This is a genomic window from Arhodomonas sp. SL1, assembly GCF_052060015.1.
Classification (GTDB): Bacteria; Pseudomonadota; Gammaproteobacteria; order Nitrococcales; family Nitrococcaceae; genus Arhodomonas.
On the sequence record NZ_JBPODZ010000002.1, the window covers coordinates 101,686 to 126,534 of the forward strand.

Annotated in this window: 21 protein-coding genes; 11 read left to right on the plus strand and 10 right to left on the minus strand. The window is 68.3% G+C overall.

The window, feature by feature from the left end:
- The first annotated feature begins 30 nt into the window (after nt 1-30).
- The 4 genes from ACQ754_RS04250 to putP all read left to right on the plus strand — a co-directional run bounded on the left by ACQ754_RS04250 (nt 31) and on the right by putP (nt 7,520).
- A complete protein-coding gene (locus ACQ754_RS04250; protein WP_440995751.1) occupies nt 31-1,182 on the plus strand; it encodes an aminotransferase class V-fold PLP-dependent enzyme in 1,152 nt (383 codons plus the stop codon).
- A complete protein-coding gene (gene xseA / locus ACQ754_RS04255; RefSeq protein ID WP_440995752.1) occupies nt 1,179-2,591 on the plus strand; it encodes an exodeoxyribonuclease VII large subunit in 1,413 nt (470 codons plus the stop codon). Before ACQ754_RS04250 ends, xseA begins: the two co-directional genes overlap by 4 nt.
- A 103-nt stretch (nt 2,592-2,694) precedes the next feature.
- A complete protein-coding gene (putA, locus tag ACQ754_RS04260) occupies nt 2,695-5,889 on the plus strand; it encodes a bifunctional proline dehydrogenase/L-glutamate gamma-semialdehyde dehydrogenase PutA (protein WP_440995753.1) in 3,195 nt (1,064 codons plus the stop codon).
- A gap of 158 nt (nt 5,890-6,047) precedes the next feature.
- Complete coding sequence (gene putP, locus ACQ754_RS04265) at nt 6,048-7,520, plus strand: sodium/proline symporter PutP (protein ID WP_440995754.1); 1,473 nt, start codon at nt 6,048-6,050, stop codon at nt 7,518-7,520.
- Nucleotides 7,521-7,730: 210 nt separating this feature from the next.
- On the opposite strand, the gene ACQ754_RS04270 is transcribed toward putP, so the two are convergent.
- From ACQ754_RS04270 to paaN, 6 genes are all read right to left on the minus strand, one after another.
- On the minus strand, nt 7,731-8,090 hold the full coding sequence (locus ACQ754_RS04270) for a YciI family protein (protein WP_440995755.1): 360 nt from the start codon (nt 8,088-8,090) through the stop codon (nt 7,731-7,733).
- A gap of 3 nt (nt 8,091-8,093) precedes the next feature.
- On the minus strand, nt 8,094-8,915 hold the full coding sequence (locus tag ACQ754_RS04275) for a YciI family protein (RefSeq protein ID WP_440996000.1): 822 nt from the start codon (nt 8,913-8,915) through the stop codon (nt 8,094-8,096).
- Between the two features lie 85 nt (nt 8,916-9,000).
- Complete coding sequence (locus ACQ754_RS04280) at nt 9,001-10,236, minus strand: RNA polymerase sigma factor (RefSeq protein WP_440995756.1); 1,236 nt, start codon at nt 10,234-10,236, stop codon at nt 9,001-9,003.
- Between the two features lie 143 nt (nt 10,237-10,379).
- Nucleotides 10,380-11,159, minus strand: a complete 780-nt coding sequence (locus tag ACQ754_RS04285; protein ID WP_440995757.1) for an enoyl-CoA hydratase — start codon at nt 11,157-11,159, stop codon at nt 10,380-10,382.
- A gap of 146 nt (nt 11,160-11,305) precedes the next feature.
- The gene (gene paaY, locus ACQ754_RS04290; RefSeq protein ID WP_440995758.1) at nt 11,306-11,908 is read right to left on the minus strand and encodes a phenylacetic acid degradation protein PaaY; all 603 of its coding nucleotides are present in this window, start codon (nt 11,906-11,908) and stop codon (nt 11,306-11,308) included.
- Nucleotides 11,909-12,129: 221 nt separating this feature from the next.
- Nucleotides 12,130-13,797 carry a phenylacetic acid degradation protein PaaN gene (paaN, locus tag ACQ754_RS04295; protein ID WP_440995759.1) on the minus strand — a complete coding sequence of 556 codons (1,668 nt, stop codon included), beginning with the start codon at nt 13,795-13,797 and terminating at the stop codon, nt 12,130-12,132.
- 280 nt (nt 13,798-14,077) lie between these two features.
- On the opposite strand from paaN, the gene paaF reads away from it, so the two are divergent.
- From paaF to ACQ754_RS04330, 7 genes are all read left to right on the plus strand, one after another.
- Entirely contained in the window at nt 14,078-14,857 is a 780-nt protein-coding gene (gene paaF / locus ACQ754_RS04300; RefSeq protein ID WP_440995760.1) for a 2,3-dehydroadipyl-CoA hydratase PaaF, read from the plus strand.
- 6 nt (nt 14,858-14,863) lie between these two features.
- Nucleotides 14,864-15,655: a 2-(1,2-epoxy-1,2-dihydrophenyl)acetyl-CoA isomerase PaaG gene (gene paaG, locus ACQ754_RS04305; protein WP_440995761.1), complete on the plus strand. Its 792-nt coding sequence runs from the start codon at nt 14,864-14,866 to the stop codon at nt 15,653-15,655.
- Nucleotides 15,656-15,657: 2 nt separating this feature from the next.
- Nucleotides 15,658-17,184: a 3-hydroxyacyl-CoA dehydrogenase PaaH gene (gene paaH, locus ACQ754_RS04310; protein WP_440995762.1), complete on the plus strand. Its 1,527-nt coding sequence runs from the start codon at nt 15,658-15,660 to the stop codon at nt 17,182-17,184.
- Complete coding sequence (gene paaI / locus ACQ754_RS04315; RefSeq protein ID WP_440995763.1) at nt 17,177-17,638, plus strand: hydroxyphenylacetyl-CoA thioesterase PaaI; 462 nt, start codon at nt 17,177-17,179, stop codon at nt 17,636-17,638. Before paaH ends, paaI begins: the two co-directional genes overlap by 8 nt.
- Entirely contained in the window at nt 17,635-18,846 is a 1,212-nt protein-coding gene (pcaF, locus tag ACQ754_RS04320; RefSeq protein ID WP_440995764.1) for a 3-oxoadipyl-CoA thiolase, read from the plus strand. The genes paaI and pcaF overlap by 4 nt, the downstream gene beginning before the upstream one ends.
- A 60-nt stretch (nt 18,847-18,906) precedes the next feature.
- Nucleotides 18,907-20,223 (plus strand): phenylacetate--CoA ligase PaaK, encoded by a 1,317-nt coding sequence (gene paaK, locus ACQ754_RS04325; protein ID WP_440995765.1) that lies wholly within the window; start codon nt 18,907-18,909, stop codon nt 20,221-20,223.
- 84 nt (nt 20,224-20,307) lie between these two features.
- Entirely contained in the window at nt 20,308-21,522 is a 1,215-nt protein-coding gene (locus ACQ754_RS04330; protein ID WP_440995766.1) for a multidrug effflux MFS transporter, read from the plus strand.
- Here ACQ754_RS04330 and ACQ754_RS04335 read toward each other — a convergent pair.
- From ACQ754_RS04335 to ACQ754_RS04350, 4 genes are read right to left on the minus strand one after another with little or no spacing between them, the layout of a single operon-like run.
- The gene (locus ACQ754_RS04335) at nt 21,507-22,220 is read right to left on the minus strand and encodes an ABC transporter ATP-binding protein (RefSeq protein WP_440995767.1); all 714 of its coding nucleotides are present in this window, start codon (nt 22,218-22,220) and stop codon (nt 21,507-21,509) included. The genes ACQ754_RS04330 and ACQ754_RS04335 overlap by 16 nt on opposite strands.
- Complete coding sequence (locus ACQ754_RS04340) at nt 22,217-22,960, minus strand: ABC transporter ATP-binding protein (RefSeq protein WP_440995768.1); 744 nt, start codon at nt 22,958-22,960, stop codon at nt 22,217-22,219. Before ACQ754_RS04340 ends, ACQ754_RS04335 begins: the two co-directional genes overlap by 4 nt.
- Complete coding sequence (locus ACQ754_RS04345) at nt 22,957-23,919, minus strand: branched-chain amino acid ABC transporter permease (protein ID WP_440995769.1); 963 nt, start codon at nt 23,917-23,919, stop codon at nt 22,957-22,959. Before ACQ754_RS04345 ends, ACQ754_RS04340 begins: the two co-directional genes overlap by 4 nt.
- A gap of 13 nt (nt 23,920-23,932) precedes the next feature.
- Nucleotides 23,933-24,805, minus strand: coding sequence for a branched-chain amino acid ABC transporter permease (locus ACQ754_RS04350; RefSeq protein WP_440995770.1), 873 nt, complete (start codon nt 24,803-24,805; stop codon nt 23,933-23,935).
- Nucleotides 24,806-24,849 lie beyond the last annotated feature (44 nt).

Consider the following 24,849-nt stretch of genomic DNA (forward strand, 5'->3'; position numbering starts at 1 on the left):
GACGGAACGTTTCCGGGAGGCAGAACAACCGTGTCACAAACACCCGTCGATCCCGATCCGCAGGGCCTGTTCGAGTACTCGGTGGTCTTCACCGACCGCTCGCTCAATCACATGTCCCGCACCTTCCAGGGCGTAATGCGGGACGTCTCGGCCGTTCTGAAATCCACCTACAACGCCCATGCCGTGGCCCTGGTCCCCGGTGGCGGCACCGTAGGCATGGAAGCGGTCGCCCGGCAGCTCGCCGGCGGCGAGGATTGCCTGATCATCCGCAATGGCTGGTTCAGCTATCGCTGGTCGCAAATCCTATCCATGGGCGGCATCCCGGCGAGCGAGACGGTGCTGACCGCGCGGCCGGTGAGCGACGCACCCCAGGCGCCCTACGCACCGGCCCCCGTCGAGGAGGCGGTCGCCGCGATCCGCGAGCACCGCCCAGGCGTGGTGTTCGCACCCCACGTGGAGACCGCCGCCGGGATCCTTCTGCCGGATGACTACCTTCGGACCGTCGCCGATGCGGTCCACGAGGTCGGCGGGCTGTTCGTGCTCGACTGCATCGCCTCCGGGGCCATCTGGGTGGACATGCAGGCCATCGGCGTCGATGTGCTGATCTCCGCGCCCCAGAAGGGCTGGAGCGGCTCCCCCGGCTGCGCCTTGGTGATGCTCGGCGAACGGGCCACGGAGCGGGTTCGCGCCACCACCAGCACCAGCTTCGCCGCGGACCTGCGCAAGTGGCTGGAGATCATGGACGCCTACGAGGCCGGTGGCCACGCCTACCATGCCACCCTGCCCACCGACACCCTTCGAACCCTGCGCGATGTGATGCGCGAGGCGCAGGCCGACGGCCTCGAGTGGCTGTGCGACCGCCAGTTCGAGCTCGGCCGCCGTGTGCGCGCCCTGCTCGCCCAGTATGGCTTTGCCAGCGTCGCCGCGCCCGGGTTCGAGGCCCCCGGGGTGGTGGTCAGCCACACCGACGACGAGGGCATTCGCACCGGGCGCCGCTTCGCCGACGCCGGGGTCCAGATCGCCGCCGGTGTGCCATTGATGTGCGGCGAGCCCGAGGGATTCCGCACGTTCCGTATCGGCCTTTTCGGGATCGACAAGCTCCGGGACGTGGACACTACCGTGGCGCGGCTCGAGCAGGCCCTCGAGGCGGTGACCGCGCCGGCACGCGCGTACCCGCAATGAACGCGGCCGGCGATCCCCCCGCCGGCCGGGACGTCTACACCGTCTCCCGGCTCAACCAGGAGGTGAAGCTGCTGCTCGAGAGCGGCTTCCCGCTGCTGTGGGTGGAGGGCGAGGTCTCCAACCTCGCGCAGCCGCGCTCCGGGCACATCTACTTCAGCCTCAAGGACGGCGACGCGCAGGTGCGCTGCGCGATGTTTCGCAACCGCAACATCCGCTTGCGCTTCCGGCCCGCCGACGGCACCCAGGTGCTCGCTCGGGTGCGGGTGAGCCTGTATCCCGCCCGCGGCGAATTCCAGCTCATCGTCGAGCACATGGAGCCCGCCGGCGACGGCGCCCTCCGACGGGCCTTCGAGCAGCTCAAGGCGCGCCTGGAGCGCGAGGGGCTGTTCGACGAGGCACACAAGCAACCGCTGCCCGAGCGCATCCGGCGGCTCGGGGTGGTGACCTCCCCCACCGGTGCCGCGATTCGCGACGTGCTCCAGGTACTGCGTCGCCGCTTCCCGGCCATACACGTCATCGTTTACCCGGTGGCGGTCCAGGGCGAGGGCGCGGCGGAAGCCATCGCCGCCCGGCTCGCCGAGGTCGGCCGCCGCAACGAGGTCGACGCATTGCTGGTCACTCGGGGCGGCGGCTCCCTCGAGGACCTCTGGGCCTTCAACGAGGAGGTGCTCGCCCGGGCCATACACGCCTGCCCCCTGCCGGTGGTCTCCGCCGTGGGCCACGAGGTGGACATCACCATCTCCGACCTGGTGGCCGACCGCCGCGCGCCTACCCCTTCCGCGGCGGCCGAGCTGCTCTCCCCCGACGGTGAGGCCCTGCGCCAGGCCACCTCGGAGTGCGCCCGCCGGCTCGCCGATGCCGTACACCGCCACCACCGCCACCACGCCCGCGCCCTGGAGACCCTGCGTCATCGTTTGATGTTGCAACACCCGGGGCGGCGCTTGCAGGAACGCGCCCAGCGCCTCGACGAGCTCGACGGCCGGCTGCAGGCGGCCCTGCGCCGACGCCTCGGCGAGCGGCGTTCGCGCCTCGATCAGCTTCGATTGCGGCTCTCCCAGCAGGATCCCCGGCGCCGCATCCCCGAGCGGCGACGCCGCGGCGACGAGCTCCGGGAACGGCTGCACAATGCCGCCCATCAGGTGGTGCAACGCCGGCGTCTCGCCCTGCAGCACCAGCTCCACGCCCTGCAGGCGGTCAGCCCCCTGGCCACGCTGGAACGCGGCTACGCCATCGTCACCACCGCCGACGGCCATCGCCCCCTGCGGGACGTGACCCAAATAGCGCCCGGCGAGGCCGTGATCAACCGCCTCGCCCGCGGCGAGCTCGTCTGCCGGGTCGAGCAACGGCGCGGGCCCGGCCAGGAACATGTCCTCGGCGGTGAGCTTACCGGTCGCGGCAGCGGGGAATGACGGCCGTCTGACGGCAAGCGCGGCGAGATCGCGGTGGGCCCGGCAACCGAGCGCCGGAGCATCTAGGCTTACAAGCATACGACAGGCATCCAGAGAGGGCCCAATGCATTTCCACAAACCCACGGTCGTCGACCACCCCCTCTACGAGCCGGTGCTCCGGACCTACCGCTGCGATGAGACCGAGCACATGCAGCGGTTGCTCGCGCATGCGGAGCTGCCCGCCGAGGCCAAGGAGCGCATCGCCGAACGCGCTCGGGGGCTGGTCCAGGAGGTTCGGCGACAGAGCCGCAACAGCGGTATCGACGCCTTCATGCACCACTACGAGCTCTCCAGCCAGGAGGGCGTGGTGCTCATGTGCCTCGCCGAGGCCATGTTGCGGGTGCCGGACTCCGAGACCGTGGACAAACTCATCGAGGACAAGATCGGGAGCTCCGACTGGGAACGCCATCTCGGCGCCAGTGAGTCCTGGTTCGTCAATGCCTCCACATGGGGGCTGATGCTCACCGGCCGAGTGCTCAAGAGCCAGGACAGCCCGGAGCGCAACTTCCGCAGTGTCCTCCAGCGCATGGTCCGCCGCAGCGGCGAGCCGGTGATCCGCCAGGCGGTACGCCAGGCGATGCGGATCATGGGCCGGCAGTTCGTCATGGGCCGGACCATCGACGAGGCCCTGAAGCGGGCCCGCTCCCTGGAGAAACAGGGCTACCGCTACTCCTACGACATGCTCGGCGAGGCCGCCCGCACCGACGCCGACGCCCTGCGCTACTACGAGGACTACCGCGGCGCCATCGAGGCCATAGGCGCCCTGTCCCGGGACCAGGGCCCTATCGACTCCCCCGGCGTGTCGGTGAAGCTCTCGGCGCTACACGCCCGTTACGAGCTCGGCCACTACAAGCGGGTGATGGAGGAGCTCGTGCCCCGGCTCCGCGAGCTCTGCCGGCTGGCGGCAAGCTATGACATCAACCTCACCATCGACGCCGAGGAGGCCGGGCGGCTGGATCTGTCCATGGACATCCTCGAGCGCATCTCCGCCGACCCCGAGCTGCGCGGTTGGCAGGGGCTGGGGCTTGCCGTGCAGGCCTACCAGAAGCGCGCCTTCCCCCTCATCGACTGGCTCGCCGACCTGGCCCGGCGCCACGATCGACGGCTGATGGTGCGCCTGGTCAAGGGCGCCTACTGGGACACCGAGATCAAGCTCGCCCAGGAGCAGGGATTGGACGGCTATCCCGTGTTCACCCGCAAGGCCAACACCGACGTCTCCTACCTCGCCTGCGCGCGCAAGCTCCTCGCCGACCCGGAGGCCTTCTATCCGCAGTTCGCCACCCACAACGCCCACACCCTGGCCTATGTGCTGGAGGCCGCCGGGGAAAGGCGCGACTTCGAATTCCAGCGCCTCCACGGCATGGGCGAGGCCCTCTACGAGCAGATCGTAGGCGCCGACCGCCTGGACCTCCCCTGTCGGATCTATGCCCCGGTGGGGAGCCACGAGGACCTGCTCGCCTACCTGGTGCGGCGGCTGCTGGAGAATGGTGCCAACTCCTCGTTCGTCAACCGCATCGTCGACGAGAAGACGCCGGTGGACGAGATCATCGCGGATCCGGTGGCCCGGGTGCGCAGCCACGAGCACATCCCGCACCCGAACATCCCCCTGCCCGTGAACATCTACGGCCCCGAGCGGCGCAATTCCATGGGCGTGGACCTCACCGACGTGACCCACCTGCAATGGCTGCACGAGGGCATGGTCCACGCCGATGCCATGGATTGGCAGGCCGGCCCCACCATCGGCGGCAGCACCCGCTTCAATGGCGGCGAGGCGGTGCGTGCCCCCGCTGATCGCGGCCGGGTGGTCGGGCATGTCACCTGGGCCGGCCCGCCGGACGTGGAGGACGCCATCGCCCGGGCCGAGCGGGCCTTCGACGACTGGGACCGCACCCCCGCCGCCGAACGGGCACGCTGCATCGAGGCCTACGCCGATCTGCTCGAGGCGGAGATGCCCACGCTCATCGCCCTGTGCGCCCGGGAGGCCGGCAAGCACATCCCCGACAGCGTCGCGGAGGTCCGTGAGGCGGTGGACTTCTGCCGCTACTACGCCGCCCAGGCACGAGGGGAGTTCGAGGGCCCACAGCCCCTGCCCGGCCCCACCGGCGAGCGCAACACCATCGCGCTCCGCGGCCGGGGGGTATACGTGTGCATCAGCCCCTGGAACTTCCCCCTGGCCATCTTCACTGGCCAGATCGCCGCCGCCCTGGTGGCCGGCAACACCGTGGTGGCCAAGCCCGCGGAGCAGACCAGCCTCATCGGCCACTACGCGGCATCGCTGATGCACCGCGCCGGCGTCCCCGGGGACGTGCTCCAGCTGCTGCCCGGCGACGGCCCCAGCGTGGGCGCACCGCTGGTCAACGACCCGCGGATCGCCGGGGTCGCGTTCACCGGCTCCATCGCCACCGCCCGGGCCATCAACCGGGCGCTCGCCGAGCGCGAAGGACCCATCATCCCCCTGATCGCCGAGACCGGCGGGCAGAACGCCATGATCGTGGACTCCTCGGCGCTGCCGGAGCAGGTGGTGGCGGACGTGCTCAAGTCGAGCTTCCAGAGCGCCGGCCAGCGCTGCTCGGCGCTGCGCCTCCTCTACGTCCAGGAAGATATTGCCGACAAGCTGCTCACCATGCTCCGCGGCGCCATGGCCGAGCTCTCCGTCGGCGACCCCTGGTCGCTTTCCACGGACGTCACCCCGGTGATCGACGAGGATGCCCGGGCGATGCTGAGCGAACACGCCGAGCGGATGGGCAAGGAGGCGAGCCTGCTGCACCGCTGCGCCGTCCCCGAGGGCGGCAACGGCACCTTCTTCCCGGCCCAGGCCTTCCAGCTCAAGGACATCGGCCAGCTCGGCGAGGAGAAGTTCGGCCCCATCCTCCACGTGATCCGTTATCGCGCCTCCCAGCTCGACCGAGTGATCGACGAGATCAACGCCATGGGCTACGGGCTGACCTTCGGCATCCACAGCCGCATCGACACCACCGTCAATCACGTGGTCTCGCGGATGAAGGTCGGCAATGCCTACGTCAACCGCAACATGATCGGTGCGGTGGTGGGCGTCCATCCCTTCGGCGGCGAGGGACTGTCCGGCACCGGCCCCAAGGCCGGCGGCCCGCGCTACCTCTACCGCTTCGCCACGGAGCGCTCGTTGTCCATCGACACCACCGCCGCCGGCGGCAACGCCTCGCTGATGTCTTTGGAGGACGAGGACACGAGGGCAGGCGGACAGTTGCTGTTGCCGGAGCCACAGCGGTTCGGGCCATGACGGCCGTGACGCAGACCCGAGACCTAATACAGGAGCCACCCCCATGGAAGACGCACTGACCACCGCCACCTGGTTCTGGCTGCTGGTTCCCATGCCTTTGTGCGTGCTGCTCTCGATCATCACCTGGGTCGGCGCCCGCAAGGGCTGAGGAGGGGTAAATGGACGTTGCGATGAACACGCCGACCGTAATCACCTTCGTGGTGTATTTGCTGGCGATGCTCGCCATCGGCGTGGCCGCCTACCGTCTGACCAGCAACCTCTCCGACTACGTGCTCGGCGGGCGCAGCCTCGGCTCCGGCGTGGCGGCGCTATCTGCAGGCGCCTCCGATATGAGCGGCTGGCTGCTTCTCGGCCTCCCGGGCGCGGTCTACGCCGCCGGCATGAACCAGATCTGGATCGCCATCGGGCTAACCATCGGCGCGTACCTCAACTGGCAGTTCGTTGCCCGGCGGCTGCGCGTGTACACCGAAGTGGCCAGCGACGCGATCACCGTGCCCGATTACTTGGAGAACCGCTTCGAGGACCACAGTAAGCTACTGCGGGTGATCTCCGCGGCCGTGATCCTGTTGTTCTTCGCCTTCTACACCTCCTCCGGCATGGTGGCCGGTGCCAAGCTCTTCGAGGCCAGCTTCGGGCTCTCCTATACCGCGGCGCTGTGGATCGGGGGGCTGGTGATCATCTCCTATACCTTCCTCGGCGGATTCCTGGCCGTATCCTGGACCGACTTCATCCAAGGCATCCTGATGTTCCTCGCACTGATCATCGTCCCCCTGGTCGCCATCCAGGCCCTGGGCGGGTGGGAGGCCACCGTCACCCAAGTGGGGAATATGGATGTGAGCTACAACGACGCCTTCAGCGGCATGACGCTGTTCGGCATCGTCTCACTGATGGCCTGGGGGCTCGGCTACTTCGGCCAGCCCCACATCATCGTCCGATTCATGGCGATCCGCAGCCATAACGATGTCCCTGCCGCGCGGCTGATCGGGATCACTTGGATGGTCCTGGGGCTGTTCGGGGCCATCTTCACCGGCTATGCAGGCTTCGCCTACTTTGCCGACAGCCCCCTGGAGGACAGCGAGAAGGTATTCATCCTGCTCTCCACCACCCTCGCCAATCCGTGGATCGCAGGCGTGCTGCTGGCCGCCATCCTGGCGGCGATCATGTCCACCATCGACTCCCAGCTGCTGGTCTCCTCCAGCGCCCTGGCCGAGGACATCTACAAGCCCTTCATCCGGCCACGCGCCTCGCAGAACGAGTTGGTCTGGGTCGGCCGCCTCGCCGTGGCGGGGATCGCAATCATCGCCCTACTCATCGCCGGCAACCCGGACAGCGGCGTGCTGGATCTGGTCTCCTATGCTTGGGGCGGCTTCGGCGCCGCATTCGGGCCAGTGATCATCCTCTCCCTGTTCTGGCGCCGCATGACCCGCAACGGTGCCCTGGCCGGTGTCGTCGTCGGTGCGCTCACGGTGGTGATCTGGAAGCAGCTCTCCGGCGGTATCTTCGATATGTACGAGATCCTGCCGGGATTCATCCTCTGCACGGTGGCCATCGTCGTGGTCAGCCGGCTCGGCCAGCCCACGGAGGGCATGATGGCCACCTTCGAGAAGGCGGCCACCCAGTGGCGGGGGTGACGCGTCTCACCCCCGCCGGCTAGCGTTCCCGGTAATACATGCGCATCGCCAGCGGGGCGAAGACGGCGGTCACGGCGAGGGAGGCCAGCGCGCCCTGCTCCTTAGAAGATGTCACCGGGGTTCACTGGCAGGTTTGCTATAGCGGTCCCGGTTGCCGCTCGCGACAACAGCAACGAATCCGCCTACCTGGCTCATGATCGTTCCCCCGGTTCAGTCCTTGGGTGGCAGCTCCCGCGCGGGGCGGACCTCGATGCGGCCGAAGCGCGCCGGCGGGATGCGCGCGGCGAGCCCCAGGGCCTCATCCAGGTCCACCGCCTCCAGCAGGTAGAAGCCCGCGAGTTGCTCCTTGGTTTCGGCGAACGGGCCGTCGGAGATCAACACCTCTCCGTCGCGCACCCGGAGGGTGCTGGCCGTCTCCACCGGCTGCAGGGGCTGACCAGTGACGAATTTACCCTGTTCGGTCAGCCGCTCCACGCCAGCGATGCACTCCTGGTTCAGGTCGTGCCATTCCCGCTCGCTCATGGCCTCGATGAGGGACTCCTGGTAATACACCAGCGCGACGTACTTCATGGCTCACCCCTCCCCCTGCGGGCCACCCCGCCCGGTCCCGCAACCGATCATCCAGCCGATGCCGAAGCGGTCGGTGACCATGCCGAAGGCGTCCGCAAAGAATGTCCCCCCGAAGGGCATGATCTCCGTGCCGCCCTCACGCAGTCCCTGGAAGATCTCGCGGGCCTGATCCGGATCCTCGTATTCCAGGTGCACCTGCACCCCCCGGGGTGGCTGGTAGCACTCGCCGTTCATGTCGGCCCCCATCAACCGCCGTCCACGCAGGTTCAGCGAGGCGTGGATGATTCGGTCATGCCAGTGCTCGGGCGTCTCCGCGGCCACGGGGGTCTCCCCGTAGGTGACCAGGCCCTCCAGGTCGCCGCCGGTGAGCTCCGCATAGAAGGTCATGGCCTCGCGACAGTTGCCGGGAAACGCCAGGTGGACGTTCGTCTCCACGGGCAGGCGGGCCGTTCTGCGATGCTGTTCCAGGCCGGCCCCCGGCTCGAAGTCCTCCACGGTGAAGTAGCGGCGCAGCTCCAGGGTGACCGCGCCGTCCTCCCGGGGCCACTCCTTGGCCCAGGCGATAGCCTCCTCCAGGGAGCCCACCTCCAGGATGGTGTAGCCGGCCAGCAGCTCCCCGGTCTCCGGGAACGGCCCCGGGGTGAGCCGCGGTTCGCCGTCACCGAGGGTGATCCGACAGCCCTCGTGGCTCGGCCGCAGTCCATCGCCACTGACGAACACCCCGGCCCGGGCCATGCGTTCGTTGTAGCCCGCCATGGCCTGCAGCACCGTTTCGGTGGGCAGCACGCCCGCCTCGGTCTCGGTATCGGCTTTGCGCATGAGCATGTATCGCACGACGGTCTCCTCCTGTTGCGTTGACTTGCATCAACCAGTCGTGCGAGCCGGGCGCGAATCGACAACGTTGTATATCTCAGTGTTCGACCGCCCGCAGCTCAGCAAGGCGCCGCTCGAGGAAACGCCGCTCCGGACCCTGGGTCACCAGGGCCAGGGCCCGCCGATACACCGCTCGGGCGGTCTGCCGGTCGCCGTTACGGCGCAGCAGGTCGGCACGCGCGGCGTGAAAGAGGTGATAGCGGTCGAGCTCCTTGCGCCCGGCCAGGGAATCAAGCAAGCGCAGGCCCTCGGCGGGGGCGTCACGCATGGCCACGGCCACCGCGTAGTTGAGGGCGATCACCGGTGAGGGCTGGCAGCGATGGAGGGCCTCGTAGAGCCGGACGATGCGTGCCCAGTCGGTGTCTTCGTAGTGCGCTGCCCGGGCATGCTCGGCGGCGATCGAGGCCTGCAGCGTATACGGCCCGGTGGGGGTTGCCGACAGCGCCTGCTCCAGCCACTCCAGACCGGTGTCGATCCGCGCCCGGTCCCAGCGGCTGCGATCCTGCTGCTCCAGGGTGACGAGCTCCCCGTTCGCATCGGTGCGCGCCGCCCGGCGGGCGTCGTGGAGCAGCATCAGCGCCAGCAGGCCGTACACCTCACCGTTCGGCAATAGCACCGCCAGCGACTCGGCCGTGCGGATGGCCTCATCGCTGAGGTGCGCCGCCACCACCGTGTCCCCGTCACTACGCGCGTAGCCCTCGTTGAATACCAGGTAGATAACCCGGAGCACGCCCGGCAATCGCTCGGGCAATTCGCTGCTGCCGGGCACCTCGTACGGAATCCCGGCATCGCGGATCTTGCGCTTGGCGCGGACGATGCGCTGGCCGACGGTGGCTGGGTTCTGCAGCAGGGCCTTTGCCACCTGCTCGGTGCTGAGTCCGCACACCTCCCGCAGGGTCAACGCGACCCGCGCGCCGACGGCGAGGGCCGGATGGCAGCACGTGAACAACAGCCGCAGCTGGTCATCATCGATGGTTTCCGCGTCCGGTTCCGGTGCCCCGTCTTCCGCGGGGACCAGCAGGTGGGCGTACTGGCGCGCCGTCTGTCGGCGCCGGATCTGGTCGATGCCGCGGCGCTGGCCGGCGCGGATCAACCAGCCGGCCGGATTTTCGGGCATGCCCTCGGCTGGCCACTGGTGCAGGGCCGCCGCAAATGCCTCCTGCATCGCCTCCTCGGCGAGGGCGAAATCCCCGAGCAAGCGGATGAGGGTCGCCAGCACCCGTCGGGACTGTTGGCGATAGACGCGGTCGAGCTGCTGCGGGGTAACGGACATGGGCACCTCATCCCGTTGGGGCCGCCCCAACGCCGCACTACCCGATTCAGCATAGCCCGTCGAGCATCCACCCTCCAGGGTACCGAGTATCCGTCACCCTCCGCGGTCTGAGCCCCCGGCGCGGGGCCCGGGGAGCCGTGGTCTCAGCGGTGCTTGAAATCCGGCTTGCGCTTCTCCACGAACGCCGCCATGCCCTCCTTTTGGTCCTCGGTGGCGAAGGTCGCCTGGAACAGGCGCCGCTCCTGGCGCAAGCCGTCCTTTAGCGGGGTCTCGAAGGCCTGGTTGACCGCTTCCTTGGCCAGCATGGTGGAAGGCAGGGAGTGGTTGGCGATCTTACCGGCGGTCTTCACCGCCTCCTCGAGGAGCTGATCGGCGGGGATGATGCGGGCCACCAACCCGGCACGCTCGGCCTCCTCGGCGTCCATGTTGCGACCTGTCAGGCACATCTCCATGGCCTTGGCCTTGCCGACGGCGCGGGTGAGGCGCTGGGTGCCGCCGGCGCCCGGCATGGCGCCGATCTTGATCTCCGGCTGGCCGAACTGGGCGTTGTCCGCGGCGAGGATGAAGTCGCAGGCCATGGCGAGCTCGCAGCCGCCGCCGAGGGCATAGCCAGCCACCGCCGCGATGAGCGGCTTGCGGAAACGGTCCGGAGCGGACCAGCCGTCAGTGCCGGGGAAGTCCCGGCGGAAAAGGTCCACGAAGTCCGAGCTGGCCATATCCTTGATATCCGCACCGGCAGCGAACGCCTTGTCGCTGCCGGTGAGCACCACAGCACCGATGGCGTCGTCGGCGTCGAAGGCCTCCAGGGCCTGGCCGACCTCGTGCATCAACGCGTCGGACAGCGCATTGAGGGCATCCGGGCGGTCCAGGGTGAGGATACCCACGCGCCCGCGGGTCTCGGTGCGGATGTACTGATAGCTCATGGCGGTCTCCCTTGGGGTTCGTTGTTGCGGTGAAGGGATCGGCGGATTTCGCTTCGCTCTTTCCGCCCTACTCCAATCCCCCATGGCGTGTGTTGTTGCCGCGGAGGGAGCCGCGGATGTCGCTGCGCTCCGTCCGCCCTACTACGTCAGCGATGACGACGCTGGTACAGGGGCTCGACATCACCGGCGTTCATCCGTGGCCGGTCCGCTTCCATCTCGGTGAGCGGGCTGACCTCCACCATGCCCCGCGCCGAGCGCAGGGCCAGCTCCTGGTAGGTGCGCGTGCCCTCGCGCTTCCACTCGATCTCGTCCTCGCTGAGCGCGCGAGCGACCTTCGCCGGCACGCCGACGATGAGGCTGCGCTCAGGGAGCTCAGTGTTGGCGCGCACGAAGGCGGAGGCGGCGACGATGGAGGACTCCCCCACCACGGCATTGTCCATGACCACCGCGTTCATGCCCACCATGGCGTTCTCGCGGATCCGGCAACCGTGGAGCACCGCGCCGTGGCCGATGTGCCCGTCGGGCTCGACGACGGTGTCGGTGCCCGGGAAGCCGTGCATGACGCAGGTGTCCTGGAGGTTGCTCCCCTCCTCCAGGATCAGCCGGCCGAAGTCCCCGCGCAGCGAGGCGCAGGGGCCCACGTAGACCCCGGGGCCGACGATGACGTCGCCGATGAGGACGGCGGTGGGATGGACGTAAGCGTCCGGATGGACGACGGGGCGGATCCCGTCAATGGCGTAGCAGGGCATGGGCTCTCCTCCTGAAGGTCCGTTTCTCGCCGGGGGTGCGATGACCCCGGGCCACCGCGATGCCCGGCGGGGGAGCGGGGGGCCCGATGGCGGAGTGTCGGCGGCCAGGGATGGCCGCCGTCAAGCGTACACGGACGTATTCACAGCATCTCCGCCAGCGGCCGACCCGCTCCCCCGCCGAGCCCTCAGCCTTCCGAGGTCACGCGGCGCGCTGGCCTGCGTCACGCCGCGTGGCGCCGCATCTCCACCACCCGGAAACGGTTGGCCACGAAGGCGGCGTCGCACAGGCAGGCGTTGGCCGCCGGGTTACCGCCGGTGGCGTGGTAGTCGCTGAACGCCGCGGTCTGGTTGACGTAGACGCCACTGGTGAGGTTGATGGACAGGGCCACGTTCGCATCCAGCGCGGCCTCCTCCATCTGATCGAGCACGGATTCGTCCGCGGAGTACACCCCCCAGGTGATGGCGCCCTTGGCCTTCGCCAGTCGCCGGGCCCGCTCGATGCTATCCGCCGTGGAGTCCGTGGCGATGACCATGGAAATGGGACCGAAGAGCTCGCGGCTGTACTTGTCCTCGTCCGCGGCGTCCACCTTGAGCACCAGCGGGGTGCGGATGCGCGCGTTCTCGAACTGCGGGTGCTCGCGGCGCTCCGAGGCCAGCACCACCTCCCCGAGCTTGACCGCCTCATCGATCCGATCCGCGGTCACCGGGGCCTGGATGGCGCCGAGGACGGCGGTGGCGCGGTCGTTGTCCGATAGGAACTTGCGCACGCCGTCGGCGATGGCTTCCGCCACCTCATCAAAAGACAGATGGCCCTGGTCGGTTTCGATCCCGTCCCGCGGTACGAAGATGTCCTGCGGCGTGGTGCACATCTGCCCAGAGTACAGGGACAGCGAGAAGGCCAGGTTCTGCACCATACCCTTCAGGTTGTCCGTGGAGTCGATGACGACGGCGTTCACGCCCGCCTTCTCGGTGTACACCTGGGCGTGATGGCAGTTACGCTCCAGCCACTCGCCGAACTCTGAGCTGCCGGTGAAATCGATCACGCCGACCTCCTCGCGCAGGGCGAGCTCCTTGGTCACCGGGGCCTCGCGGGTGTCCACCACCATGGAGACCACCCACGGGTCGAAACCGGCCTCGCGCAGGACCTCCTGGCAGACCTCCACGGTGATGGCCAGCGGCAGCACCGTGTGCGGGTGCGGCTTGACGATCACCGGATTGCCGGTGGCGAGACTGGCGAACAGCCCCGGATAGCCGTTCCAGGTGGGGAAGGTGGACACGCCGATCATCAACGCCAGGCCGCGGGGCACGACGCGGAAACGCTTGTCCATCTCCAGCGGATCACGCTTGCCTTGGGGCTTGACCCAGTGCGCCTCGCCGACGGTGCGGGTCTGCGCCTCCAGGGCGTAGGCCACTGCCTCGAGCCCACGGTCCTGGGCATGGGTGCCGCCGGCCTGGAAGGCCATCATGAACGCTTGGCCGGTGGTGTGCATCACCGCGTGGGCCATCTCGAAGCTGCGCTTGTTCAACCGCTCGAGGATCTCGGCACAGACGCCGGCGCGCTGTTCCGGGCCGGCATCCCGCCAGGCCTTCAGCGACTCCGTCATGGCGGGCACGAGGGTGTCCGGATCCACCTTCGGATAGCGGATACCGAGATCGAAGCCATAGGGCGAGACCTCTTCGCCGACCTCACCGACGATGCCGGGCATCTCGACCTTGAACGGCTGGTTGAGACGAGCCTTAAAGGCCGCCTCGCCCTGCTCCGCGGCGTCCTCACCGTAAACCTTGCCGCTGGGCATCTCTGGGTAAGGGCTCCAGAACTCCCGCGTGCGCGTCACCTCAATGGCCTTGTCCAGGGTGGCCTGGTGCTTCGCGTAGAAATCCTGACTCATCTCGCCTCCTGAGCATGTTCCGAGTGGGCTGTATTTTGATACGTATTTGACCTCTGTCAATGAAATTCTTGTATCCTATTAAAGCGGTAGGGTATTCTTTCCCGCCCGTAAACCATACGGTGGAGATACCCGCAACGGCGCCATGACGGGGATACAAGCGGGCGGGGCGCGGCGCGCAGGCGGCCCGGCCGATGCGATACCAAACAACCGCCCGAAGGACGCATGCTCGTGTTCCTCCCCGTCGGCGACCCCCGGAAACCATTGCGAGGAGGAGCCCCGCATGACCGACTTCGAGGACATCGTCGTGGCCACCACGGCGGAGCATGTCCTGCAGATCACGCTGAACCGGCCCAAGGCCCGCAACGCCCTGCGCACCAACCTGCTCCGCGAGCTCGCCGAGGCCCTGGACGCGGCGGCCGCCGATGACGACGTCCGTGCCGTGGTGCTCACCGGCGGCGAGAAGGTCTTCGCCGCCGGCGCCGACATCGGCGAGCTGGCCGCCCTGGACCTCAAGGGCGTGGTCGAGGACGCCCGTCCGGGTTACTGGCAGCGCATCGCGCAGTTCCCCAAGCCGCTCATCGCCGCGGTCAACGGCTATGCCCTCGGCGGCGGCTGCGAGCTCGCCATGCACGCCGACATCATTATAGCCGGCGACGATGCCGAGTTCGGCCAGCCGGAGATCAATCTGGGGATCCTCCCCGGTGCCGGCGGCACCCAGCGACTGATCCGCACGGTGGGCAAGCCCCTGGCCATGAAGATGGTCCTCGCCGGCGAGCGCATTGACGCCCGCACCGCGCTGACCGCCGGCCTGGTCGCGGAGGTCACCGCGCGGGAGGCGACCATCGAGCGCGCCGAAGCCCTGGCCAAGGCCATCGCCGCCAAGCCGCCGATGGCGGTACGCCAGGCAAAGGACGTGCTGCTCAAGGCCTTCGATACCGACCTTACCGCCGGCCTGCGCCTGGAGCGCCAGGCGTTCACCATCCTCGCGGCCACCGAAGACCGGGCCGAGGGCCTGAGCGCCTTCATGGAAAAACGCAAACCCCAGTTCAAGGGACGGTAACCCGCCATGAGCTACGAGACCATCGAGTACCAGGTGGAGGACGGCGTCGCCACGCTCACCCTCAACCGGCCCAAGGCGTTGAACAGCTTCAACGCGCAAATGCACGAGGAAGTGCGCGACGCCCTGCGCTCCACCGAGCGCGACGACAACGTCCGCTGCCTGCTGATCACCGGTAACGGCCGGGGCTTCTGCGCCGGCCAGGACCTCTCCGACCGCAACGTCGCCCCGGGCGCCGAGGCGCCGGACCTCGGCGAGTCCATCGAGAAGAACTACAATCCCCTGATCCGCAAGCTCAAGGGCCTGGAAATGCCGGTGGTCTGTGCGGTCAACGGGGTCGCCGCCGGGGCCGGCGCGAACCTGGCGCTGGCCTGTGACATCGTCCTCGCCGCGCGTTCAGCGAGCTTCATCCAGGCCTTCTGCAAGATCGGCCTGCTGCCGGATTCCGGCGGCACCTGGCACCTGCCACGGGTGGTGGGTCATGCCCGGGCCATGGCGCTGGCCATGCTCGGCGACAAGGTCCCCGCCGAACAGGCCGAGCAGTGGGGGATGATCTGGAAGGTGGTGGACGACGATGCCCTGGCCGACGAGGCCGGCAAGCTCGCCGCCCATCTCGCCACCCAACCCACCAAGGGCCTGTCGTTTATCAAGCGCGCTATCAACGCCTCCTGGCACAACGACCTGGACGCCCAGCTCGAGCTCGAGCGCGACCTGCAGCGTGCCGCCGGCCGCTCCGAGGACTACCGTGAGGGCGTGGCGGCGTTCATGGAAAAACGCGATCCGAAGTTCCAGGGGAAGTGAGCATGACCGCACTGAATAAGGACACCACCATCGGCATCATCGGTGCCGGGACCATGGGGGCCGGCATCGCCCAGGTGGCCGCCACCGCCGGCCACCCGGTGCTGCTCTTCGACGCCGCTGAGGGCGCCGCCGAGGCGGGCATCGAGCGCACCCGCAAGGGCATGGGCCGGCTCATCGAGCGCGGCAAGATGTCCGCCGAAGAGATGGACGCCATCATCGGCCGGATCACCCCTGTCACCGCCACCGCGGATCTCGCCCCTGCCGGCCTGGTGGTGGAGGCCATCGTCGAGGACCTCTCGATCAAGCAGAAGGTCTTCGCCGAAATCGAGAACATCTGCGGCGAGGACGTCATCCTCGGCACCAACACCTCCTCGATCTCGGTGACCGCCATCGGCGCCGGCCTCCAGCGCCCCGAGCGCCTGGTGGGCATGCACTTCTTCAACCCGGCACCCATCCTCAAGCTCGTGGAGGTGGTCAGCGGCATCGCCACCGACCCCGCCGTGGCGGAGACCGTCCACGACACCGCCGCCGCCTGGGGCAAACAGCCGGTGCATGCCCGCTCCACGCCGGGATTCATCGTCAACCGCGTGGCCCGGCCCTTCTACGCCGAGGCCCTGCGGGTGCTCGAGGAAGGGGGCACCGACGTCGCCACCATCGACGCCGCACTCAAGGAGTCCGGTGGCTTCCGCATGGGTCCCTTCGAGCTCATGGACCTCATCGGCCAGGACGTGAACTTCGCCGTCACCAACTCGGTGTTCAACGCCTACTTCCAGGACCCGCGCTTTTTGCCCTCGCTGCTGCAACGGGAATACGTGGAAGGGGGCCTGCTCGGGCGCAAGTCCGGCCGCGGCTTCTATGATTACCGAGAGGGAGCGGAGAACCCGCGCCCGGCGAACGCGGCGGCTGGCCCGAAGCCGGAGTCCGTGACCGTCGAGGGGGACCTGGGCGTCGCCGAGCCCCTGGTGGCCGCCATGGAGGCCGCGGGCATCCAGGTCGAGCGCAGCGGCAGCGACGAGGAGGAGGGCTACATTCATGTGGGCCCGACCACGCTGGCGCTCACCGACGGACGGCTGGCCACCGAGCGAGCCTTCGAGGAGGAGCTCGACGAGTTGGTGGTCTTCGACCTGGCACTGGACTTCGCAAGCGCCAAGCGTGCCGTCATCGCCGCCGCCGATCAGGCACCGGGGGCGGCGCTCGAGCGGGCCGCCGGGCTGTTCCAGGCGCTCGGCCGGGACGTTTCGGTGATCGACGACGTCCCCGGGCTGATCGTCATGCGCACGGTGTGCATGCTCGCCAACGAGGGGGCGGACGCGGTCAATCAGGGCGTCTGCGACGCCGCCAGTGTCGACACCGCCATGCAGGGCGGCGTCAACTACCCGCGCGGCCCGCTGGCCTGGGCCGACGCCATCGGCCTACCCGAGGTCTGCCAGGTCCTCGACAGCCTGGCGGTGGTCTACGGCCTGGATCGCTATCGGGTCTCGCCGCTGCTGTGGCGCAAGGTCTATGCAGGAGCCGGTTTCCATGAGTGAGTCCACCATTGAACGCATCTCCGCCCAGGAAATGGCCGAGCGCTGTGCCCGCACCATGTGGGATGACGACTACGCCTCCCGCGGCCTCGGCATGGAGCTCGAGGAGGTCCACCCGGGCTACGCACGACTGTCGATGACGGTGCGTGAGGACATGGTCAACGGCCATGACAACTGCCACGGCGGCTTCATCTTTACGCTCGCGGACTCGGCCTTCGCCTTCTCCTGCAACTACAACAACTTCGTCACCGTCGCCCAGGGCGCGGGCATCGACTACCTGGCACCGGCGAAGCGCGGCGACCGGCTCACGGCCATCGCTGAGGAACGCAGCCGTGGCGGGCGGACCGGCGTCTACGATATCCGCGTGGAGAACCAGGACGGCCGGGTGGTCGCCCTGTTCCGCGGCAAGTCTTATCAAACCCGGGCCCAGATGATCCCGGGGCTGGAGGTGGAATGATGACCGAGGCCTATATCTGCGATGGCGTGCGCACGCCCTTCGGCCGCTACGGCGGCGCACTGTCCGGGGTCCGCGCCGACGACCTCGCCACGGTGCCGATCAAGGCGCTGATGGAGCGCAACCCGGACGTGGACTGGGCGGCGGTGGAGGATGTCGTCCTCGGCTGCGCCAACCAGGCCGGCGAGGACAACCGGGACGTGGCCCGCATGGCCACCCTGCTCGCCGGGCTCCCCGAGCAAGTCCCCGGCACCACGATCAACCGACTCTGCGGCTCGAGCCTGGACGCCATCGGCACCGCCGCCCGCGGGATCCGCTCCGGCGAGACGGAGCTGATGATCGCCGGCGGCATCGAGAGCATGTCCCGGGCGCCGTTCGTCATGGCCAAGGCGGAGACCGCCTTCTCCCGCAAGGCCGAGATCCACGACACCACCATCGGCTGGCGTTTCGTCAACAAGCTCATGGCCGAGCGCTTCGGCACCTACTCCATGCCGGAGACCGCGGAGAACGTGGCGGAGGACTACGACGTCAGCCGCGCCGATCAGGACGCCTTCGCCCTGCGCAGCCAGCAGCGCACCAAGGCGGCCATGGACGCCGGGCGGCTCGCCGAGGAGATCACCGCGGTGACCATCCCCCAGCGCAAGGGGGAACCGGTGGTGGTGGACACCGACGAGCACCCGCGCCCGGAGACCACCGCCGAGGCCCTGGCCAAGCTGCCCACCCCCTTCCGCAGGGAGGGCGGCAGCGTCACCGCAGGCAATGCCTCCGGGGTCAACGACGGCGCCGGGGCGGTAATCGTCGCCTCCGAGGCGGCCGCCGCCCGCCACGGGCTCACGCCCCGGGCCCGGATCCTCGGGATGGCGACCGCGGGCGTCCCACCCCGGGTGATGGGCATCGGCCCGGCACCGGCGAGCCAGAAGCTCCTGGAGCGCCTCGGACTCGGCATCGATGACATCGACGTCATCGAGCTCAACGAGGCCTTCGCCGCCCAGTCGCTGCAGGTGCTGCGCATGCTGGGTGTGCCGGACGATGCCGAACACGTCAATCCCAACGGCGGCGCCATCTCCCTCGGCCACCCCCTGGGGGCCAGCGGGGTGCGACTGGCGCTGGCAGCGGTCAACGAGCTGCACCGCCGCGGCAGCCGCTACGCCCTGTGCACCATGTGCATCGGCGTCGGACAGGGCATCGCCGCGGTGATCGAGCGGGTATAGACGACACCCGGAGAACAGGAAAGAACCGATTACCCCGTCCCCGGGGAAGGAGAAGCATCCATGAAGAACCCGAACGTCCCCTCCCGAACACTGCTCGAGCCGGTGGAGACCTGCACCCGCGACGAGCTGCGTCACATCCAACTCGAGCGGCTACGCTGGTCGGTGAACCACGCCTATAAGAACGTCCCATTCTACCGGGAGAGCTTCGACAAGGCGGGGGTCCATCCGAGCCAGATCAACAGCCTCGAGGACCTGGGCAAGTTCCCGTTCACCTATAAGAACGACCTGCGGGACAACTACCCCTACGGCATGTTTGCGGTGCCCATGAGCGATATCGTGCGCATCCATGCCTCCAGCGGCACCACCGGCCGCCCCACGGTGGTCGGCTACACCAAGAACGACATCGACACCTGGGCCGACGCGGTGGCGCGCTCCATTCGCGCCGCCGGTGGCTCCGCCAACGACATCGTCCACGTGGCCTACGGCTATGGTCTGTTCACCGGCGGTCTGGGCGCCCACTACGGCGCCGAGCGCCTCGGCGCCAGCGTGATCCCGATGTCCGGCGGCCAGACCGAGAAGCAGGTCCAGATCATCAGCGACTTCAAGCCGACCGTCATCATGGTCACGCCGTCATACATGCTCAACATCGCCGACGAGTTCGAGCGCCAGGGCCTGGATCCGCGCGACACCTCCCTGCGGGTAGGCATCTTCGGCGCTGAACCCTGGACCGATGCCATGCGCCAGGAGATCGAGGAACGGGTGGGCATCGACGCGGTGGACATCTACGGCCTCTCGGAGGTCATGGGCCCCGGGGTCGCCCAGGAGTGCGTGGAGACCAAGGACGGCCCGACCATCTGGGAGGATCTCTTCTACCCGGAGATCATCGACCCGGAGACCGGCGAGCTGCTCCCGGACGGCGAGGAAGGCGAGCTGGTGTTCACCAGCCTGACCAAGGAGGCGTTGCCGATCATTCGCTACCGTACCCGCGACCTCACGCGGCTGATGCCCGGTACCGCGCGGACCATGCGCCGGATGGGGCGCATCACCGGGCGTTCCGATGATATGCTAATTATCCGCGGCGTGAACGTCTTCCCCAGTCAGATCGAGGAGCGGATCTGCAACCAGGGGCAACTGGCGCCGCACTACCAGATCGAGGTCTGGCGGGAGGGTCATATGGACAAGATGGCCGTCTACGTGGAGCCCCGCCAAGACCTCGGCGAGGTGGGCGACGAGGAGAAGGTGTCCCTCGCCAAGGACCTGCAGCACCACATCAAGTCCTACATCGGGATCAGCACCGACGTGAAGGTGCTGAACTCGGGCGAGGTGGAACGCTCGGAAGGCAAGGCCCGGCGGGTGATCGATAAACGGCCGAAGTAGCGAGACCACACCCCCTCCCCACCCGGCCCGACCCCGTCGGGCCGTTTTCGTTGGACACGTGCAACCCGGGCCGGGAGGAAGGCATTGCTGGAACCCAAATCCAAGGCCACCACGCTGGTGCTGGCCGCGTTGGTGGCGGTAGGCCCGCTGGCCACCGATCTCTACCTCCCGGCACTGCCCGCCATCGGCCGTACGCTCGACGCGAGCAGCGATCAGGTGCAGCTGACGCTGAGCCTGTACATGCTCGGCTTCGCCGTCTCGCAGCTGATCTACGGGCCGCTGGCGGACCGCTTCGGCCGCAAGCCGGTGATCATGGGGGGCATGGCGCTGTTCATCACCGCCACCATCGGCTGCGCCCTGGCCCCGACCATCGAGGCGATGATCGTCCTGCGCTTCCTCCAGGCCCTCGGCGGCTGCGTGGGGCCGGTGCTCGGCCGCGCGGCGGTGCGCGACATCCACGGGCGCCACGAGGCCGCCCGAGTGCTCTCCCACCTGGCCACCGCCATGGCCCTGGCCCCCGCCATCGCGCCGGTGTTCGGCGGGTATCTGCTGGTGTTGGCGGGCTGGCCGTCGCTGTTCCTGCTGGTCGCCGTCTACGCCAGCGTGGTCACGGTCGTGGTGGCCTGGGCGCTGCCGGAGCCGCTGCCGGCCTCGAACCGTCAGCCCATCCGTGCCGGCGTGATCCTGTCGAACTTCCGCGAGCTCCTTAGCAGCCGGGTATTCGTCGGCTACACCCTCGCCTGCGGCTTCGTGTTCGGCGGCCTTTTTTCCTTCCTCTCCGGCTCGTCCTTCGTGCTCATCGAGTTCCTCGGCGTCGCCGAGCAGCACTATGGGCTGTATTTCATGCTGGTGGTGTTCGGCTACATCGCGGGCAGCATCATCGCCGGGCGCCTCAGCCGCGCCTGGGGCATCCAGCGGCTGATGGTCGCCGGCAGCCTGCTGGCCGCCGGCGCCGGCACCACCATGGCCGTGCTCTCGGCGGCGGGGGTCTATACCGTGGCCGCCGTCATCGCACCGCACATGCTGTTCATGACCGGCGTCGGCATCGTCATGCCCCAGGCCATGGGGGGTGCCATCGGTCCGTTCCCGCACATGGCAGGGTCCGCCTCGGCACTGCTCGGCTTCATCCAGATGGGGATCGCCGCCACCGCCGGGGCCCTGGTGGGCCAGTTCCACGACGGCACCTCCCACTCCATGGCCTTCCTCATCGGCGCCATGGGGATCGCCACCCTGGCCAGCTTCCTGCTCATCGCCCGCCCGGCGGAGCGAGCGGCCCCCTGGGCTCAGCCGCCCATGTAGAGCGACATCAGCTTGGCGTCGTCACGGATCTCCTCCGGCGAGCCGCTGAACTGCCGGTGGCCGCCGGCGAGGACATAGACGTGGTCGGCCAGGGGCAGGGCCTCACGGATGTTCTGCTCCACCATGACCACGCCCACGCCCCGATCGCGCAGGGTCTGCACCCGCGCGATGGTGTCATGCACCATCGCCGGCGACAGCCCGGCCGAGGGCTCGTCGAGGAGCACGAAGCGCGGCTCCGGCACGAGGGCCCGGGCGATGGCCACCATCATTTGCTCACCACCGGAGAGAGACCCGGCGGCCACATGGCGACGCCGGCCGAGATTCTGGAACTCCCCGATGAGCTCGTCCACGCGGCGCTCCACCTGCCGGCCATCGCGCAGGGAATAGCCCCCCATGCGCAGGTTCTCCTCGACGGTGAGCTTGGGGAAGACCCCGCCGCCCTGGGGCATCAGCACGATGCCTTCACGCACCACCTGGTGGACGCGCAGCCCGGTGATATCCCGCCCATCCAGGCGAATAGACCCCGACCAGACGGGCAGGGCCCCGGCAATGGCCTTGATCACCGTGGACTTGCCGCTGCCGTTGGGACCGAAGATGCAGGTCACCCGGGAGCGCGCCGCGGATAGCGAGATCCCGTGGACGATCTCCTGTTTTCCATAGCCGGTGACCAGGTCCTCGATTTCCAGCATCTCGCTCATTCGGTACGCCCCAGATAGGCACGGCGGACCTCGGCATCGGCCGCAATGGCCTCGAAGCTGCCCTCGGCGACCACCCGGCCAAAGTCCATGACGATGATCCGGCTGCAGACCTCCCGCACCAGCTCCATATCGTGCTCGATGAGCAGGAAGGTGGCGCCGGCCTCCTGCATGCTCCGCACCGCGTTAAGGATGATGGCGCGGATATTGGGATGCACCCCGGCGGTGACCTCGTCGAGGAGCACCACACTCGGCCGGCGCATATACACCCGCGCGAACTCCACGAGCTTCTGCTGCCCCCCGGAGAGCTCGGAGGCCTGGTTCTCGGCGACGTGTGCGATCTCCAGCAGCGACAACGCCTGCGCCGCTCGCTCCGGTGCACCCCGCCAATCGCCCTCCACAGCGGCGGCGAGCAGGTTATCGCGCACGCTCATGTTTTCGAACAGCGAAGGGATCTGGAAGGTCCGCCCCAACCCCGCCCGGGCCACCCGCCAGGCGGGCCAGCCCGTGATGTCCTGTCCACCGAGCCGCACCGAGCCGCTATCCGGGCTGACGGCCCCGGCGATCAGATTGAACAGCGTGGACTTGCCACTGCCGTTGGGCCCGATCAGCCCGAGCACCTCGCCCGCGCCGACCTCGAGGGATACGCCGTCGACGGCCACGATTCCCGCGAACCGCTTGCGCAGCTCGTCCACCGTGAGCGCCGCCGCCCGCCCAGCCACCACGGCCGTATTCGCCGTCATAGCTTCCGCACCACTGCCATGATCAACCGCCGGCCCCGCCGGCGCAGCGACTGCGCCCCGGGCAGGAGGCTGATGAGCCCGTTGGGTAGGAATACCACCACTGCCGCGATGATCAGACCGAGAATAGGCAGGTAGATGGCGGTGTCACCGTAGGAGGCCCATACCATGCGATTCGTCAGCCACAGCAGGCTCGCCCCCAGCGCCGGGCCCCAGACCGTGCCGAGGCCGCCGAGCAGTACCATGACCACCATCTGATCGGTGATCTCGGGGCCCATGACCGATCTCGGATCGATGAAGGTAACCCAGTAGGTGTAGATGCCACCGAACAGCGCGGTGATGCCCGCCGAGAGCGAAAACGCCTGCACCTTCACCGCCGTGGTACGAATGCCCATCGCCTCCGCCGCCCCCTCATGGTCACGCAGCGCGCGCAGCCGAAAACCGAAGCGCGAGCGCTCCATCAGCCCCCAGACCAGCAGATAGGCCGCCAGGGCAGAGGCGAGCATCAGGTAGTAGAAGAAGAACTCGTTGAGGAACGGCGGCACGGACAATCCACCGGGCCCGCCGGTGATATCGAGGACGTTGACCAGCTCCAGCAACATCTCGGCGAAGGCCCAGGTGGCGATGGCGAAGTATGAACCCCGTAACCGCATGGTCGGCGCACCGATGGCCGCGGCAACGCCCGCCGCCGCCAGGATGGCCACCGGCAACGTGGCGAAAAACGGCCAGTCCATGCCGCGCTGCATGAGCAACGCGGTGGCGTAGGCACCGATGCCGAAGAACGCCGAGTGGCCGAAACTGATATAACCGGCGTATCCGCCGACGATGTTCCAGGCACAGGCCAACCCCGCCCACATGAGCACGCCGGTGGCCACGCGCAGGGCGTAGGCATCCAGTGCCAAGGGCAGCATAGCAAGCAGCGCGGCGGCGATGGCAAGGAGGAACCAGCGACCGATCGTCATTCCTGCCCCTTGTCTACAGTCCACGGCGCAGGATGCCCTGCGGGGAGATGAGCAATACCAAGTACAGCGTCCCGAACACGACCACAAGGGAGTAACTGGTGCCCGCGTAGATTGCCACCATCGATTCCATGATCCCCAGGAACAACCCGGCCACCAGCACCCCACCCACGGAGCCGAGCCCGGCAAGCACCGCAACGAAGAATGCGAATAGGGTGTAGCGGATGCCGACATCCGGGCTCACGGCGAAGATGGTGGCCACCAGCACCCCGGCGCTGGCGGTGAGCCCGGTATACACCCCGTAGACCTGGGCCGAGATACGGCGCACATCCACCCCCATCAGCCCCGCGTTATCGCGGTTCTGGGCCACCGCGCGAACCGCGAGCCCCGTACGGGTCCGATACAGGAACAGGAACAGGGCCAGGCTCAGACCTACCGCGGCCAGAAAGGCCACCACCCGGAGCACGGGCAGCGCCACCGGCCCGATCTGGATCGCCGGCCCGGCCAAGGCGGTATCGACGCTGCGGCTGTTGAACGACCACAGCCACAACGCGCCACCCCGCATAAAGATAAAAATACCGAAGGTCAGTGCCAGGGCCATGAGATCGGGACGTGCATAGCGGCTGGTACGCACGTGATAGATCAGCGGCCCCAGGGCCCGGCCGATCAGCGCGAAACCGAGGAACACCAGTGGCAAGGCCACGAAGGGGTCCAAACCGAGCAACTCCAGGGCCCAGTAGGCGGCGTAGCCGCCGAGCATGACCCAGCCACCCACGGCGAAGTCGATGACGTGCAGCACCCCGAAGGTGAGCTGGAAACCGATGGTCAAGCAGACCAGGATGCCGCCGATCAGCACCCCGTTGGCCAGTGCCTGCAGGAAAAGGTCCACAGGGATCTCCTCACTGGTGATGCCTCGCGAACCCACCCCTCGGA

What these genes read in the sequence shown, in the direction of transcription:
- ACQ754_RS04280 (WP_440995756.1), bottom strand. Translation starts at nt 10,236, where the DNA reads ATGTCCGTTACCCCGCAGCAGCTCGACCGCGTCTATCGCCAACAGTCC.
- putA (WP_440995753.1), top strand. Translation starts at nt 2,695, where the DNA reads ATGCATTTCCACAAACCCACGGTCGTCGACCACCCCCTCTACGAGCCG.
- paaG (WP_440995761.1), top strand. Translation starts at nt 14,864, where the DNA reads ATGAGCTACGAGACCATCGAGTACCAGGTGGAGGACGGCGTCGCCACG.
- ACQ754_RS04335 (WP_440995767.1), bottom strand. Translation starts at nt 22,220, where the DNA reads ATGAGCGAGATGCTGGAAATCGAGGACCTGGTCACCGGCTATGGAAAA.
- ACQ754_RS04345 (WP_440995769.1), bottom strand. Translation starts at nt 23,919, where the DNA reads ATGACGATCGGTCGCTGGTTCCTCCTTGCCATCGCCGCCGCGCTGCTT.
- paaI (WP_440995763.1), top strand. Translation starts at nt 17,177, where the DNA reads ATGAGTGAGTCCACCATTGAACGCATCTCCGCCCAGGAAATGGCCGAG.
- ACQ754_RS04275 (WP_440996000.1), bottom strand. Translation starts at nt 8,915, where the DNA reads ATGCTCATGCGCAAAGCCGATACCGAGACCGAGGCGGGCGTGCTGCCC.
- paaN (WP_440995759.1), bottom strand. Translation starts at nt 13,797, where the DNA reads ATGAGTCAGGATTTCTACGCGAAGCACCAGGCCACCCTGGACAAGGCC.
- paaH (WP_440995762.1), top strand. Translation starts at nt 15,658, where the DNA reads ATGACCGCACTGAATAAGGACACCACCATCGGCATCATCGGTGCCGGG.
- ACQ754_RS04270 (WP_440995755.1), bottom strand. Translation starts at nt 8,090, where the DNA reads ATGAAGTACGTCGCGCTGGTGTATTACCAGGAGTCCCTCATCGAGGCC.
- xseA (WP_440995752.1), top strand. Translation starts at nt 1,179, where the DNA reads ATGAACGCGGCCGGCGATCCCCCCGCCGGCCGGGACGTCTACACCGTC.
- ACQ754_RS04285 (WP_440995757.1), bottom strand. Translation starts at nt 11,159, where the DNA reads ATGAGCTATCAGTACATCCGCACCGAGACCCGCGGGCGCGTGGGTATC.
- putP (WP_440995754.1), top strand. Translation starts at nt 6,048, where the DNA reads ATGGACGTTGCGATGAACACGCCGACCGTAATCACCTTCGTGGTGTAT.
- paaY (WP_440995758.1), bottom strand. Translation starts at nt 11,908, where the DNA reads ATGCCCTGCTACGCCATTGACGGGATCCGCCCCGTCGTCCATCCGGAC.
- pcaF (WP_440995764.1), top strand. Translation starts at nt 17,635, where the DNA reads ATGATGACCGAGGCCTATATCTGCGATGGCGTGCGCACGCCCTTCGGC.
- ACQ754_RS04340 (WP_440995768.1), bottom strand. Translation starts at nt 22,960, where the DNA reads ATGACGGCGAATACGGCCGTGGTGGCTGGGCGGGCGGCGGCGCTCACG.
- paaK (WP_440995765.1), top strand. Translation starts at nt 18,907, where the DNA reads ATGAAGAACCCGAACGTCCCCTCCCGAACACTGCTCGAGCCGGTGGAG.
- paaF (WP_440995760.1), top strand. Translation starts at nt 14,078, where the DNA reads ATGACCGACTTCGAGGACATCGTCGTGGCCACCACGGCGGAGCATGTC.